Origin of the sequence: Bacillus fonticola (genome assembly GCF_012955605.1) — a bacterium.
GTDB classification, from domain to species: domain Bacteria; phylum Bacillota; class Bacilli; order Bacillales; family JC228; genus Bacillus_CG; species Bacillus_CG fonticola.
In genome coordinates this window covers 25,506-40,240 of the sequence record NZ_CP052135.1, presented here as the reverse complement: position 1 = coordinate 40,240, position 14,735 = coordinate 25,506, and the positions used below count along the sequence as shown (strand labels likewise).

Sequence of the window (14,735 nt, the reverse complement as noted above, 5' to 3'; positions counted from 1 at the left end):
AGTTTAAATCGTTAGAGAAGTCCTCGATCGATTAGTATCTGTCAGCTCCACACGTCACCGTGCTTCCACCTCAGACCTATCTACCTGGTCATCTTCCAGGGATCTTACTTGCTAGGCAATGGGAAATCTCATCTTGAGGGGGGCTTCATGCTTAGATGCTTTCAGCACTTATCCCGTCCGCACGTAGCTACCCAGCGATGCCTTTGGCAAGACAACTGGTACACCAGCGGTGCGTCCATCCCGGTCCTCTCGTACTAAGGACAGCTCCTCTCAAATTTCCTACGCCCACGACGGATAGGGACCGAACTGTCTCACGACGTTCTGAACCCAGCTCGCGTACCGCTTTAATGGGCGAACAGCCCAACCCTTGGGACCGACTACAGCCCCAGGATGCGATGAGCCGACATCGAGGTGCCAAACCTCCCCGTCGATGTGGACTCTTGGGGGAGATAAGCCTGTTATCCCCGGGGTAGCTTTTATCCGTTGAGCGATGGCCCTTCCATGCGGAACCACCGGATCACTAAGCCCGTCTTTCGACCCTGCTCGACTTGTAGGTCTCGCAGTCAAGCTCCCTTGTGCCTTTACACTCTACGAATGATTTCCAACCATTCTGAGGGAACCTTTGGGCGCCTCCGTTACTCTTTAGGAGGCGACCGCCCCAGTCAAACTGCCCACCTGACACTGTCTCCCGCCCCGATGAGGGGCGTGGGTTAGAAGTTCAATACAGCCAGGGTAGTATCCCACCGACGCCTCCACGTAAGCTAGCGCTCACGTTTCATAGGCTCCTACCTATCCTGTACAAGCTGTACCAAAATTCAATATCAGGCTACAGTAAAGCTCCACGGGGTCTTTCCGTCCTGTCGCGGGTAACCTGCATCTTCACAGGTACTATAATTTCACCGAGTCTCTCGTTGAGACAGTGCCCAGATCGTTGCGCCTTTCGTGCGGGTCGGAACTTACCCGACAAGGAATTTCGCTACCTTAGGACCGTTATAGTTACGGCCGCCGTTTACTGGGGCTTCGATTCAAAGCTTCGCGTAAGCTAACCTCTCCTCTTAACCTTCCAGCACCGGGCAGGCGTCAGCCCCTATACTTCGCCTTACGGCTTCGCAGAGACCTGTGTTTTTGCTAAACAGTCGCCTGGGCCTATTCACTGCGGCTCCTCCGGGCTATTCACCCAGAAGAGCACCCCTTCTCCCGAAGTTACGGGGTCATTTTGCCGAGTTCCTTAACGAGAGTTCTCTCGATCACCTTAGGATTCTCTCCTCGCCTACCTGTGTCGGTTTGCGGTACGGGCACCTGCTTCCTCGCTAGAGGCTTTTCTTGGCAGTGTGAAATCAGGAACTTCGGTACTTTATTTCCCTCGCCATCATCGCTCAGCCTTCTGTGAAGGGCGGATTTGCCTACCCTTCAGCCTTACGATTTGGACGCGCATCCAATAGCGCGCTTACCCTATCCTCCTGCGTCCCCCCATTGCTCAAACGGAAGTGAGGTGGTACAGGAATTTCAACCTGTTGTCCATCGCCTACGCCTTTCGGCCTCGGCTTAGGTCCCGACTTACCCTGAGCGGACGAGCCTTCCTCAGGAAACCTTAGGCATTCGGTGGAAGGGATTCTCACCCTTCTTTCGCTACTCATACCGGCATTCTCACTTCTAAGCGCTCCACAAGTCCTTACGATCTTGCTTCTCAGCCCTTAGAACGCTCTCCTACCATTCCTTACGGAATCCGCAGCTTCGGTGATACGTTTAGCCCCGATACATTTTCGGCGCAGAGTCACTCGACCAGTGAGCTATTACGCACTCTTTCAATGGTGGCTGCTTCTAAGCCAACATCCTGGTTGTCTAAGCAACTCCACATCCTTTTCCACTTAACGTATACTTTGGGACCTTAGCTGGCGGTCTGGGCTGTTTCCCTCTTGACTACGGATCTTATCACTCGCAGTCTGACTCCCAAGAAACAAGTCATTGGCATTCGGAGTTTGTCTGAATTCGGTAACCCGATGAGGGCCCCTAGTCCAAACAGTGCTCTACCTCCAAGACTCTCTTACTTGAGGCTAGCCCTAAAGCTATTTCGGAGAGAACCAGCTATCTCCAGGTTCGATTGGCATTTCACCCCTACCCACACCTCATCCCCGCACTTTTCAACGTGCGTGGGTTCGGGCCTCCAGTAAGTGTTACCTTACCTTCACCCTGGACATGGGTAGATCACCTGGTTTCGGGTCTACGACCTCATACTCATTCGCCCTATTCAGACTCGCTTTCGCTGCGGCTCCACTTTATCAGCTTAACCTTGCATGAAATCGTAACTCGCCGGTTCATTCTACAAAAGGCACGCCATCACCCTTTAACGGGCTCTGACTACTTGTAAGCACACGGTTTCAGGATCTTTTTCACTCCCCGCCAGGGGTGCTTTTCACCTTTCCCTCACGGTACTGGTTCACTATCGGTTACTAGGGAGTATTTAGCCTTGGGAGATGGTCCTCCCGGATTCCGACGAGATTTCTCGTGTCTCGCCGTACTCAGGATCCACTCTGGAGGGAACAGGATTTTAACTACAGGGTTATTACCTTCTTTGACGGACCTTTCCAGATCGCTTCGTCTACCCTGTTCCTTTGTAACTCCGTATAGAGTGTCCTACAACCCCAAGAGGCAAGCCTCTTGGTTTGGGCTGTTCCCGTTTCGCTCGCCGCTACTCAGGGAATCGCATTTGCTTTCTCTTCCTCCGGGTACTAAGATGTTTCAGTTCCCCGGGTCTGCCTTTCTTACCCTATGTATTCAGGTAAGAATACTACCCCATTACGGGCAGTGGGTTTCCCCATTCGGAAATCTCCGGATCAAAGCTTACTTACAGCTCCCCGAAGCATATCGGTGTTCGTCCCGTCCTTCATCGGCTCCTAGTACCAAGGCATTCACCGTGCGCCCTTACTAACTTCTCTTAAAAATAAGTTGGCTTGCGTTGTCTGCGAATAAAACAACACCAACTGTTGGTGATTGAACTACGACTCGGTGTTCTTTTTTTGGATGAAAGGCTCATATCACGACGTCGTGTCGCAATGCCTTTCTGACCCACATCGTGTGGGCCTAAAAAGATGTCGTTTGCGTATGATCTAGTTTTCAAGGAACAGATTGGTGGAGCCTAGCGGGATCGAACCGCTGACCTCCTGCGTGCAAAGCAGGCGCTCTCCCAGCTGAGCTAAGGCCCCAGTAATTATAAGAATGTTTATAAAAGTAAAGAGATGGTGGGCCTAAGTGGACTCGAACCACCGACCTCACGCTTATCAGGCGTGCGCTCTAACCAGCTGAGCTATAGGCCCCTTTTCTTCACAAAACAAAAAACCGTTTTGAAGGTTGTTGAACCTTCAAAACTGAACACAAGTTCCCTGCTAGCGTCGTTTTGTATCGTCACCTAAGTGACGAGTTTTCCTTAGAAAGGAGGTGATCCAGCCGCACCTTCCGATACGGCTACCTTGTTACGACTTCACCCCAATCATCTGTCCCACCTTCGGCGGCTGGCCCCAAAAGGTTACCTCACCGACTTCGGGTGTTACAAACTCTCGTGGTGTGACGGGCGGTGTGTACAAGGCCCGGGAACGTATTCACCGCGGCATGCTGATCCGCGATTACTAGCGATTCCGGCTTCATGTAGGCGAGTTGCAGCCTACAATCCGAACTGAGAGTGGATTTGTGGGATTGGCTCAGCCTCGCGGCTTTGCGACCCTTTGTTCCACCCATTGTAGCACGTGTGTAGCCCAGGTCATAAGGGGCATGATGATTTGACGTCATCCCCACCTTCCTCCGGTTTGTCACCGGCAGTCACCTTAGAGTGCCCAACTGAATGCTGGCAACTAAGATCAAGGGTTGCGCTCGTTGCGGGACTTAACCCAACATCTCACGACACGAGCTGACGACAACCATGCACCACCTGTCACTCTGTCCCCCGAAGGGGAACCCTCTATCTCTAGAGGTAGCAGAGGATGTCAAGACCTGGTAAGGTTCTTCGCGTTGCTTCGAATTAAACCACATGCTCCACCGCTTGTGCGGGCCCCCGTCAATTCTTTTGAGTTTCAGCCTTGCGGCCGTACTCCCCAGGCGGAGTGCTTAATGCGTTTGCTGCAGCACTAAAGGGCGGAAACCCTCTAACACTTAGCACTCATCGTTTACGGCGTGGACTACCAGGGTATCTAATCCTGTTCGCTCCCCACGCTTTCGCGCCTCAGCGTCAGTTACAGACCAGAGAGCCGCCTTCGCCACTGGTGTTCCTCCACATATCTACGCATTTCACCGCTACACGTGGAATTCCGCTCTCCTCTTCTGCACTCAAGTCCTCCAGTTTCCAATGACCCTCCACGGTTGAGCCGTGGGCTTTCACATCAGACTTAAAGGACCGCCTGCGCGCGCTTTACGCCCAATAATTCCGGACAACGCTTGCCACCTACGTATTACCGCGGCTGCTGGCACGTAGTTAGCCGTGGCTTTCTGGTAAGGTACCGTCAAGGTACCGCCCTATTTGAACGGTACTTGTTCTTCCCTTACAACAGAGCTTTACGATCCGAAAACCTTCTTCACTCACGCGGCGTTGCTCCGTCAGACTTTCGTCCATTGCGGAAGATTCCCTACTGCTGCCTCCCGTAGGAGTCTGGGCCGTGTCTCAGTCCCAGTGTGGCCGATCACCCTCTCAGGTCGGCTACGCATCGTTGCCTTGGTGAGCCACTACCTCACCAACTAGCTAATGCGCCGCGGGTCCATCTGTAAGTGATAGCCGAAGCCACCTTTTACCTTCAGATCATGCGATCCGAAGGGTCATCCGGTATTAGCCCCGGTTTCCCGGAGTTATCCCAGTCTTACAGGCAGGTTACCCACGTGTTACTCACCCGTCCGCCGCTAACTTTAGGGAGCAAGCTCCCTAAAGTCCGCTCGACTTGCATGTATTAGGCACGCCGCCAGCGTTCGTCCTGAGCCAAGATCAAACTCTCCATAAAAAGAGCAAGCTCTTAACTGTCTTACTTTAAAATCAACGACGACCGCATCCATTTGGATTTGGTCTTACTAGCAGGTTTGTGTTCAGTTTTCAATGTTCAAGGAGGAAAGACTAAGTGCGCGACGTCCTGTCGCAACGCCTTTCTGACCCATATCGCATAAGCCCAACATCACTTGTTCTCATCGGCGACTTTAATATCATACCAAGTTCGCCATTCAATGTCAACAACAAAGTGAAAATTTTTAAAGCAGAATTGCTGACTGCTTTCTTAGCGACAGGCTCTATCATATAACACATATACAGAGAAGTCAATACGAAAGTTTACTCTATTTGAAAGAGTTGCCCTTTCCTCTACCAAAGAAAAAACACACGTACTTTCTCACGTGTGCTTTAAGAAGGAAGGACCCACATATCAATAGCTATAAGTGCAGCTACCCCTGGAATGCCTAAAATTCCCGAAACCGTTGCCGTGACCAAGTTAATCGGCACATGCAAATCAAATTGGCCACCTACCGTGTTAACCAAAAACAGAAATAGAGCCCCAATACATATTTTCATCACTCCAAGTCCAATAAAACGTAACGGACGAAACGAGACACCCCAAAACAAAAGCAAAACAATTACTCCAACAATAATTGAAACTACCCACACAGGTTCCACGCATGTCCACTCCTCTCTACTACTTACATTTATGAAAGAGGATGGACAAGAAGAACTAATAAGAGGACATATTCATGCGCCGATACTTTGCTTCTCTTAATAACAAGAAATACCACGTCTTTGCCTCTTCTACGTGGGCAATTTGTGCATCATTTACATCGACGCACTGCTCTAAAAACTTTTGCCTGCGATCCCATTCTGCTTTTGCTTCGTGTAGTTCCGCGAAAAGGCGGTCATCATATTCTCGGCGCAGCCAACCTTTTTTCTTAAATAACAAAGACTTCACCTTCTTATAATTCTCTTCTACCCTCTAACGCTTTCGATAAAGTCACTTCATCGGCATATTCCAAGTCACCGCCGACAGGAAGGCCGTGGGCAATTCTCGTAATTCGAATGCCAGAGGGCTTAATTAACCGAGAGATATACATAGCGGTCGCTTCCCCTTCAATAGTAGGGTTGGTAGCTAAGATCACCTCTTGCACCGTGTCATCTTGTAATCTTTGAATGAGAGGAGTCAAATTAATATCTTCTGGGCCAACGCCGTCCATTGGAGAGATGGCTCCGTGTAAAACATGATACAACCCTGAATACTCACGCATTTTTTCCATTGCGATCACATCTTTTGGATCTTGAACTACGCAGATTGCCGTTTGATCGCGGTGTTTGTCTTCACATATTCTACACGGGTCTTGGTCAGTAATATGACCACATACCGAGCAATAATTCAATTTTCGTTTAGCGTCGACTAACGACTTGGCGAAGTTCAGTACGTCGTCTTCTTCCATTGACAGGACGAAAAAAGCCAGACGAGCAGCCGTTTTCGGACCGATGCCTGGCAGTTTCATGAACCCATCCATTAATTTTGTAATAGGTTGTGGGTAATGTTGCATAACGTCTCCTTAAAACATTCCTGGCAAATTCATGCCTTTTGTGAATTGGCCCATCGTGGAGTTCGTTAGCTCGTCTGCTTGCTTCATTGCATCATTCGTTGCGGCTAATACAAGGTCTTGAAGCATTTCTACGTCTTCTGGATCTACTGCTTCTGGATCGATCACTACATCGAGTACTTCCTTATGTCCGGAGACGATGACTTTCACCATACCTCCACCCGCTGTTCCTTCAAGACGTTTTTCCCCGAGTTCTTCTTGTGCTTTTGTCATTTGCTTTTGCATTTTTTGCATTTGCTTCATCATACCTTGCATATTCCCCATACCTTTCATACGTCATTCCTCCAATTAATCTTTTATATGGACAATTTCTGTTCCGAATAGCTCTTGAGCCTTCGTTACGAGTTCGTCTTGATCCGATTCCACTTCTTCTATACTACTAGTTTCTTGCACATCTTCTGTATTTCCTTCTTTATGTGCCTCAATAAATGCTTTCCGAATGGAGATCCATTGCTTTTCTGGAACACCAAAAGTTTTGTACTGTTTATTTGAGAGTTGCTCTAACAAATCTGGCAGTACACCATCGAACAAGCTCTTTTCATATGCCATTTGGCAGTGTATATCATATGCGAATTTGATGACAACCCCAGCATTAGACGCGGCCACAGGCTCTGCATCATTCAACAATGCAGCCAATGAGCGCGAGTTTTTGTCAGCGAGATGGGCTAACACGTTCCCCCATGCTTGTTTTACTTGTTGCAAATCTTGCTTCGTCGCATCCTTCAACACATTCCGAATCGCCGCTTCAGGCAACCGCATTCCGGACTTTGCTGGAGAGCGAGTTGGTCTTGGTTTCGGTGTTGGGCTCGCTTGGGCTGGTGCCGATTGCATACCAGCTAATTTCTCGGTAAGTTGTTGTACCTGCTGCTGTAACTGTTGCAACTCAGCTGAAGAGGCCGCATCTTGTACAATGCCCGTTACGCTTGAGCGTACTTCAGCCAGTTTAATCAAGGCTACTTCTAAATAAATGCGTGCATGGTGTGTAAAGCGCATCGATTGTTGTGTTTCATTCAGTATACCGATTCTCTCAGAGAGTATGTCCACCGTAAGGGCATTCGCTAACTGTTGGAATGCATCGTCCACGACCACTGTTTTGAGGGAGCTTCGGAGTGTCGGGGCAGTTTTATACAATAGAAGGTCTCTATGGAAATAGATGAAGTCTTCTAAAAAACGCGCCGGGTCTTTCCCTTCTTGTAGGAGACGATCTACTTGTCCCAGTGCACCTGCTATATCGTTCCGGGCAAGTGACTCTAAAATTTGTTGATACACTTCTTGTGAAACAGCACCCGTTACCATAAGGGCATCGTCTACTGTAACGCTATCATCGCTAAAGGAAATAGCTTGATCTAACAAACTAATCGCATCCCGCATTCCACCGTCTGCAGCTCGTGCAATCAAAGTTAGCGCTTGTTCGTCGGCTTGCTTTCCTGTTTCTTGCAAAATAACAGAAAGTCTACCGGTAATGTGCTCTGGAGTAAATCTTTTAAAATCAAATCGCTGGCATCGCGATAGGATCGTGGCTGGTATTTTATGAGGCTCGGTCGTCGCCAAGATAAATAATACGTGAGCAGGCGGTTCCTCTAATGTCTTCAAAAGAGCATTAAATGCCCCTTGAGATAACATATGTACCTCATCAATAATGTACACCTTATAGCGAACTTCATTCGGTGCGTAGTGGACCTGGTCTCTAATGTCACGAATTTCATCGACACCGTTATTAGAGGCTGCGTCCATTTCAATTACGTCTTGAACACTGCCATTCGTAATTCCGCGACATGCCGCACATTCGTTACACGGCTCGCTCGTCGGACCGTTTTCGCAGTTGACGGCTTTTGCTAACACTTTGGCAGCACTTGTCTTCCCAGTTCCTCTCGGTCCGGAGAACAAGTAGGCGTGGGATAACTGATTGTGCACTAGTGCATTTTGTAATGTTCGTGTGACATGCTCCTGTCCTACAACGTCTTGAAACATTTGCGGACGAAACACCCGGTACAATGCCTGATAGCTCACATCACTTGCCTCCTCACTTCCTGTCTCGTGCTATTATACAGAAAAAAGTGAGGAAACGCCAAAGAACACCGAACAAGTTACTAGCAATTTAAAGGCGAAAAACTACTTAGACAACAAAAAAACTTTGCCCTCATATAAAGAAGCAAAGTTTTGTTAGAAGTATGTAAAGCCGTGCACCTCTCCTTCGACTACTGCCCATGGGCGGAACCTAAGCAGTTAGCTCAGTCCAGGCGACCCCGCGGCACATGAAGGAATCCACTTAATGCTGCTTCCTTCCGGACCTGACATGGTTCGTGGGTCTTCATTGCGCGGGACCCAGACGTCAACACTACTTACTTAGGTCAGACCCCACAGACAGATAGCCTCAGAGAGAGGAATTCAACCCCGCTGGAGCGGATTGCGGGTACAGGGCACCGCTACCTCCCCGTCTAGCACGGCAACACCTAGTATACAAAGGATATGGACAAAATGCAATGTTTAATCCTCACTGAGTTGGTGAGTGCTTCCTTTTTATTGGGTGTGCTTTTGCTTCTCCGCTTTTTTTCGAGTTCGTAGCTGTCGAAAGAAATCGGATAGGAGCTCGCCACATTCCTTTTCCAAAACGCCCCCGACACATTCAGCTCGATGGTTAAAGCGTTCATCATTACAAAGCTGATACAACGTACCGCAGCAACCAGCTTTCGGGTCATAGGCGCCAAATACGACGCGCGGAATGCGTGACTGAACAATAGCACCGGCACACATCGGACACGGTTCGAGCGTCACATACAATGTACAGTTCTCAAGCCTCCAACTGCCCCTCACTTCACAACCCTGTTGGATGACATCGAGCTCTGCATGGGCGAGCGCACTTTGCGCTTGCTCGCGGCGGTTTCTACTGCCTGCAATTTGCAATCCTTCGTGCACTAGCACCGCTCCGATTGGAACCTCCCCGACCTCTTCAGCTTCAACGGCGTATTGCAAAGCGCGCCTCATCCACTCTTCATCTATTTCCTGTACATTTTTTTCATGACTCATCATAATCTAACTCCCTTAACAAACGATAAGCGTAGGTGATGTCGATGACAAAAACAAATACGCAAACAACTGCTTTATTACTTATTGATCTTCTCAACGACTGTCAGTTTCAGCACGGAGAAACACTTGCCAGTAAAGCAAAAGCCCTCGTTCCGAACATCCTGGCTTGCAAACAGTACTTTTATCAGCACAACTGGCCGGTCGTATACATTAACGACCATTACGAATTGTGGCAAGCAGACTATGACAAAATTTTAGCACACTGCCAAAATGAACTCACGAAAGATTGGATTTCTCAGTACAGACCAACAGAAAAAGACGAGTTCTTAATCAAACCGAGACACTCTGCATTTTTCGGAACAGCTTTACATACGTTTCTTCATGAACGTGGCGTAAACACCGTCTGGCTTGCTGGCTTAGCTGGAAACATCTGTGTATTGTTTACCGCGAATGACGCATACATGCGGGACTTTTCGCTTGTCGTTCCGCAAGATGCGAGTGCTTCTGTCAGTGAGAATGATCAGGCATACGCACTTACCATGATGCAAAACGTTTTGAAGGCGCGCGTTGCCCCTACTGTTGAATTAACACAAAGTTAGCAGTGATTTGTACTATATATGAGACCTTTAGCATAGATTGGCTACAACGAAAGGGAGGGCCTATCTATGCAAATTCACACGGTCCAACGCGGGCAAACTTTATTCGGTATTGCACAAGCCTATAGCATTACGGTCAATGAGTTAGTAGAGGCAAACGGGATCGCTCCAGAAGAAACACTCGTTGTTGGATTAGCACTCGTCATTCCCATCTACGGTCAATTTTACTGGGTGCAGCCGGGCGATTCTCTTTATTCAATCGGTCGGAAGTTCTCTGTATCATTCGAAGAGCTTGCAGCTGTTAACGAACTCAATGTTTCTCAGCCTATAACCATTGGTTTGCGTTTGTATATCCCAGAGCAATCGAAGCCGGAAAAGGAGTATCTCGGCTACGAATACGCACCTATTGAAACGTCTTCCCTCCAACGGGAACTCCCTTATTTATCCTACTTGGCTCTGTTCAGCTATGAATTTACGGAGGATGGAGATTTACGTACTCCCGCTCTTGGGGAGATTTATGAAGCTGCTGTCACCTCAAGAGCAGCTCTCTCCATGGTGACCACAAACATAAAAAACGGACAGTTTGATAGTGAATTGGTAAGTGATTTGCTCTCAAACGCTACAAAACGCGGACAACTACTCGCTCAAATTGAAGCCGAGGCAGAACGCGTGGGTTATCGTGACATTCACTTTGATTTTGAATATGTTCCGAAAGATAGTGCTGATGATTACGAGTTATTCTTGCGTGAGGCCAAAGTCATGTGCACTCGAAACGGTTGGTTCTTATCGACGGCGATCACCCCAAAAACATCTTCCGATCAAACAGGACTTCTATATGAAGGGATTGATTATAGTGTTCATGGGGAAATATGCGACTTTGTCGTCCTCATGTCATACGGGTGGGGTTGGTCAGGTGGGCCTCCACTCCCCATATCACCGCTTCCCCTAGTACGAGAGGTGCTCGAATACGCTTTGTCACAAATACCAGCTAGCAAAATATTACTCGGTCAAAATTTGTATGGCTATGATTGGACGCTTCCTTATGCGGAAAATCGACCTGCACAATCCGTGAGTCCACAGGAATCCATTGATATAGCTAGGCGGTACAACAGACCGATCCGCTATGACTACCGGGATCAGGCTCCGTATATCGATTATATTGACGAAAACGCCAAAGAGCATCGCGTTTGGTTTGAGGATGCCAGAAGTAGCCAAGCCAAGTTTGAGCTCGTGAAAGAATACAATTTGCGCGGAGTCGGGGCTTGGCAAATCGCTTTTGACTTTCCACAAAACTGGCTCATTTTAGCGGATACGTTTACCATTAAAAGCAAAAATCCTCCGAATAGATAGACTCGGAGGATTTTTTAGATTCACAGCTATTAATCTGCTGATAATACTAGACACATTTAAATGCTATGTTCATCCCTCTAACCCAAGAGACTCTTTTAAATAACAGGTCTTATTACCTAGAAATAACAAACAACAATACGAAGAGAAAAATGTATAAAGCTAATTTTTCCCTTTTTGAAATTTTTCTTTCGATAAGAGAAACCATCACCAATGTTAACACTAGGGAGGTAAATATATCCAACCATATCATATGATCTCCCCCTCTTTTATGGTTGATTTCTAATAGATTGAACAATTTCATAGGCTCGCTCTATGTCTGTGTGGGCACTGCTTGAAACTGAATACATTCTAGCCGCTATAGCACCAGCTGCTCCTGCCGCAGTTAAAGCACCAATTACTGTGCCAATAGTCAGTACTCCAACCCCTAAGGCTCCCATAAGAGCAGTTGCCTCAATAGACAACTCAGTTCGCGCTGAACTAATAGAATCAGCTCTTGACATAAACTGTGCAACGAGTCCCCCTTGATCTGAGGTCAAATAATTGTGTTTAGTGATTCCACTATCTGGTACCACTGCGTCAGAGTCGAGCATGAATGAATGAAGAGTACCAGTAAAATAACCCTCCATCTCATGTGCTTCTAGATAATAGCCACCTTGGTAAGAACTATAATAGTGAGTAACCCATTCCAGTCCTCCGCTAGACTGAATAGAGAACTGCGGTTGGTCTTCGGGTTGATTGTCTTGATATATGTCAAGATCTAAACCCTTTAGTTGTTCAACATACTCCGTATAATCAAGGTCTCCTTGTCGTAGTTTTTCAGCATACGGTTTTATCTTCTCTTGATCGGACTCACTTAGAGATAAAACTTCTTGATCACTGTCTGTTTTGATAGTTTCACCGTTGATACTAATCAATTTTTCGTCTTCAAATACAAGAACCTTCTCGTCAGTCTTGACTTTTTCTTCACCAGTACTAAAGAACTCTTCAGTGGTTGTAATTTTGAGAGTAATCTCTTTTACACTATCGTGCAGTTCCTTAATAGTTGAGGTAATTTCATAAGTTTGAACTCCAATTTCCTCACCAGTTTCAAGACTTTTTATAGGATAAGAAAATTTATCCTCGATAGCACCTGAGTTTTGAGCTGCATTTGCATATGATGGTGAAACATATGCAAGTGACAAAATCAAGATTAGTAGTAAATATACAATCTTTTTCATTTAATCTTCTCTTTTTCATTAATAGATTCTTTATAAAGTTCAAATGTCCCCCTTTCATCTCTCCAAATAATGGTATCATTCTGTATGTTTATTGTCCATATTATACCATTAAATTATAAAAAATAGGTAATAATACATAATAACTCCTTTACATAATACTGAATTTTAGATAGCTCATCTGAAATATAGGTAATTTTACCGGTTTCATGCTAGTTCCATAGTATGTTAGTTCACTTTACTGTAGATAGTTTTAGACAGCTACTGACAATAGTTTATTCCTTTCACCAATCTTGTAGCGAGCTGTGGTAAAATAACCAAGGACTAAGTAGATATAGAACCCGCACGAAAGGAGGTCTTCTTGTGGCACAAATCCCATTCATTACTGTAGAAGGCCCGATTGGCGTAGGGAAAACCTCCTTAGCAAAAGCCATCTCACAGCAATTTGACATGCCTATTTTAAAGGAAATTGTAGACGAGAACCCCTTCCTCGGGAAATTTTACGAAAACATTGAGGAGTGGAGCTTCCAAACGGAGATGTTTTTTCTTTGCAATCGATATAAGCAACTAGAAGACATACAAAAAAACTACTTACACGCCAAACAGCCAGTCGTGGCGGATTATCATATATTCAAAAACATGATCTTTGCACAGCGTACTCTCGGGCCACACCAATTCGTCAAGTACGAGCAAATCTTTCGTATTTTAACGAGTGATATGCCGAAACCAAACGTTGTCATCTATCTCCACGCCAGTTTAGATACGCTACTAAGACGAATTGAGCGTCGAGGTCGATCTATTGAACAAAATATGAGCCCTCTCTACCTCGAACAATTGTCACAGGACTATGCTGCCTTTATGGATACGTTCGAGCAAGAGCATCCAGACGTACCGGTTCTCCGGTTTAATGGAGACGAATTCGATTTCATTCATCGGCAAGAGGATCTTCGTTTGATTATGGATACGATTCAACAGACACTACAAAAAGGAGCGTCACCTCATGAACCTTCGCGAACACTATAATATTCCCTCCCAAGCAGTGATTACAATTGCGGGAACTGTAGGAGTAGGGAAATCCACGATGACGCGTACATTGAGCGACGCACTCGGATTTCGCACATCATTTGAAAAGGTGGAAACGAACCCGTATTTGGACAAGTTTTATGCAAACTTTGAGCGCTGGAGCTTCCATTTGCAAGTGTACTTCTTAGCAGAGCGTTTCAAGGAGCAAAAACGCATTTTCGAATATGGCGGTGGATTTGTACAGGACCGCTCTATTTACGAAGACACAGGTATCTTCGCTAAAATGCATTACGAAAAAGGAAATATGTCTGAAACAGACTACGATACGTACAGAAGTTTATTCGATGCGATGGTGATGACGCCGTACTTCCCTCATCCGAATCTCCTCATTTATCTGGAAGGATCATTCGATGACGTGGTACACCGCATTCAAGAGCGCGGTCGACCAATGGAGAAGCAAACGCCATTGTCCTACTGGGAAGAAATGCACGGACGTTACGAGAAATGGATTAATGAGTTCAACTCTTGTCCAGTTATGCGCATTAACATTAATGAGTATGACTTGGTTAATAATCCAGGTTCGGTTGAAACGATTGTTGAGCGGATGAGTAGTTTTTTGAATCAGCCTGCGTTGGCGAGGAAATGAGGAAAAGGACGCCCAATGTGTAGAGGGCGTCCTTTTTTCTATCAATAAGAAGAAGGATCACTCTATTATGTAACAATACGCTATCCTAAATAAGATTCAATCTGACTACAAGTCATTAAGATTGGCTTTTCGTTTTGCGTAAAGTTTGTCTCAAGTAACTCACTCAACTTTAGTTGGATAAATAAATCAGGTGAAAGCGATTCATCTGCCAAATAAAATAGGGTAAACTCAATTAACTCCTCGGCATTGACATCTCTTCTGCACACTGTATGTCCCACTTCTTTTAAGGGAATC

12 protein-coding genes, 2 tRNA genes, 2 rRNA genes and 1 other RNA gene are annotated in these 14,735 nt (G+C 46.5%); 4 read left to right on the top strand and 13 right to left on the bottom strand.

What is annotated here, in order from left to right; all coding sequences use genetic code 11:
- Positions 1-11 precede the first annotated feature (11 nt).
- The 11 genes from HHK01_RS00190 to tadA all read right to left on the bottom strand — a co-directional run bounded on the left by HHK01_RS00190 (position 12) and on the right by tadA (position 9,615).
- Positions 12-2,936 (bottom strand): 23S ribosomal RNA (locus HHK01_RS00190).
- Positions 2,937-3,127: 191 nt separating this feature from the next.
- Positions 3,128-3,203, bottom strand: a tRNA-Ala gene (locus tag HHK01_RS00185).
- A 34-nt stretch (positions 3,204-3,237) separates the two neighbouring features.
- A tRNA-Ile gene (locus HHK01_RS00180) sits at positions 3,238-3,314 on the bottom strand.
- A 114-nt stretch (positions 3,315-3,428) separates the two neighbouring features.
- Positions 3,429-4,979: ribosomal RNA gene (locus tag HHK01_RS00175) — 16S ribosomal RNA — on the bottom strand.
- Together the 16S and 23S rRNA genes with 2 tRNA genes alongside form the textbook arrangement of a ribosomal RNA operon.
- Positions 4,980-5,368: 389 nt before the next feature.
- Positions 5,369-5,638: a pro-sigmaK processing inhibitor BofA family protein gene (locus HHK01_RS00170; RefSeq protein WP_170005877.1), complete on the bottom strand. Its 270-nt coding sequence runs from the start codon at positions 5,636-5,638 to the stop codon at positions 5,369-5,371.
- 55 nt (positions 5,639-5,693) lie between these two features.
- Positions 5,694-5,915, bottom strand: coding sequence for a YaaL family protein (locus tag HHK01_RS00165; protein WP_170005876.1), 222 nt, complete (start codon positions 5,913-5,915; stop codon positions 5,694-5,696).
- Between the two features lie 13 nt (positions 5,916-5,928).
- A complete protein-coding gene (gene recR / locus HHK01_RS00160) occupies positions 5,929-6,528 on the bottom strand; it encodes a recombination mediator RecR (RefSeq protein ID WP_170005875.1) in 600 nt (199 codons plus the stop codon).
- Between the two features lie 9 nt (positions 6,529-6,537).
- Positions 6,538-6,858: a YbaB/EbfC family nucleoid-associated protein gene (locus tag HHK01_RS00155; RefSeq protein ID WP_170005874.1), complete on the bottom strand. Its 321-nt coding sequence runs from the start codon at positions 6,856-6,858 to the stop codon at positions 6,538-6,540.
- A 15-nt stretch (positions 6,859-6,873) separates the two neighbouring features.
- Complete coding sequence (dnaX, locus tag HHK01_RS00150) at positions 6,874-8,595, bottom strand: DNA polymerase III subunit gamma/tau (RefSeq protein ID WP_170005873.1); 1,722 nt, start codon at positions 8,593-8,595, stop codon at positions 6,874-6,876.
- 169 nt (positions 8,596-8,764) lie between these two features.
- An RNA gene (ffs, locus tag HHK01_RS00145) (signal recognition particle sRNA large type) lies at positions 8,765-9,032 on the bottom strand.
- 73 nt (positions 9,033-9,105) lie between these two features.
- Positions 9,106-9,615 carry a tRNA adenosine(34) deaminase TadA gene (gene tadA, locus HHK01_RS00140; protein ID WP_228027610.1) on the bottom strand — a complete coding sequence of 170 codons (510 nt, stop codon included), beginning with the start codon at positions 9,613-9,615 and terminating at the stop codon, positions 9,106-9,108.
- Between the two features lie 41 nt (positions 9,616-9,656).
- Between tadA and HHK01_RS00135 the strand changes: the two genes are divergently transcribed.
- Both HHK01_RS00135 and HHK01_RS00130 read left to right on the top strand, forming a co-directional pair.
- On the top strand, positions 9,657-10,211 hold the full coding sequence (locus tag HHK01_RS00135) for a cysteine hydrolase family protein (RefSeq protein ID WP_170005872.1): 555 nt from the start codon (positions 9,657-9,659) through the stop codon (positions 10,209-10,211).
- 66 nt (positions 10,212-10,277) lie between these two features.
- Positions 10,278-11,558, top strand: coding sequence for a glycosyl hydrolase family 18 protein (locus tag HHK01_RS00130; RefSeq protein ID WP_170005871.1), 1,281 nt, complete (start codon positions 10,278-10,280; stop codon positions 11,556-11,558).
- A 266-nt stretch (positions 11,559-11,824) separates the two neighbouring features.
- On the opposite strand, the gene HHK01_RS00125 is transcribed toward HHK01_RS00130, so the two are convergent.
- Positions 11,825-12,775 (bottom strand): hypothetical protein, encoded by a 951-nt coding sequence (locus tag HHK01_RS00125; protein WP_170005870.1) that lies wholly within the window; start codon positions 12,773-12,775, stop codon positions 11,825-11,827.
- Between the two features lie 360 nt (positions 12,776-13,135).
- Between HHK01_RS00125 and HHK01_RS00120 the strand changes: the two genes are divergently transcribed.
- Together HHK01_RS00120 and HHK01_RS00115 are read left to right on the top strand one after the other, a co-directional pair.
- Positions 13,136-13,795, top strand: coding sequence for a deoxynucleoside kinase (locus tag HHK01_RS00120; protein ID WP_170005869.1), 660 nt, complete (start codon positions 13,136-13,138; stop codon positions 13,793-13,795).
- On the top strand, positions 13,773-14,441 hold the full coding sequence (locus tag HHK01_RS00115; RefSeq protein ID WP_170005868.1) for a deoxynucleoside kinase: 669 nt from the start codon (positions 13,773-13,775) through the stop codon (positions 14,439-14,441). Before HHK01_RS00120 ends, HHK01_RS00115 begins: the two co-directional genes overlap by 23 nt.
- An 80-nt stretch (positions 14,442-14,521) precedes the next feature.
- On the opposite strand, the gene HHK01_RS00110 is transcribed toward HHK01_RS00115, so the two are convergent.
- On the bottom strand, positions 14,522-14,719 hold the full coding sequence (locus tag HHK01_RS00110) for a hypothetical protein (RefSeq protein WP_228027609.1): 198 nt from the start codon (positions 14,717-14,719) through the stop codon (positions 14,522-14,524).
- Positions 14,720-14,735 lie beyond the last annotated feature (16 nt).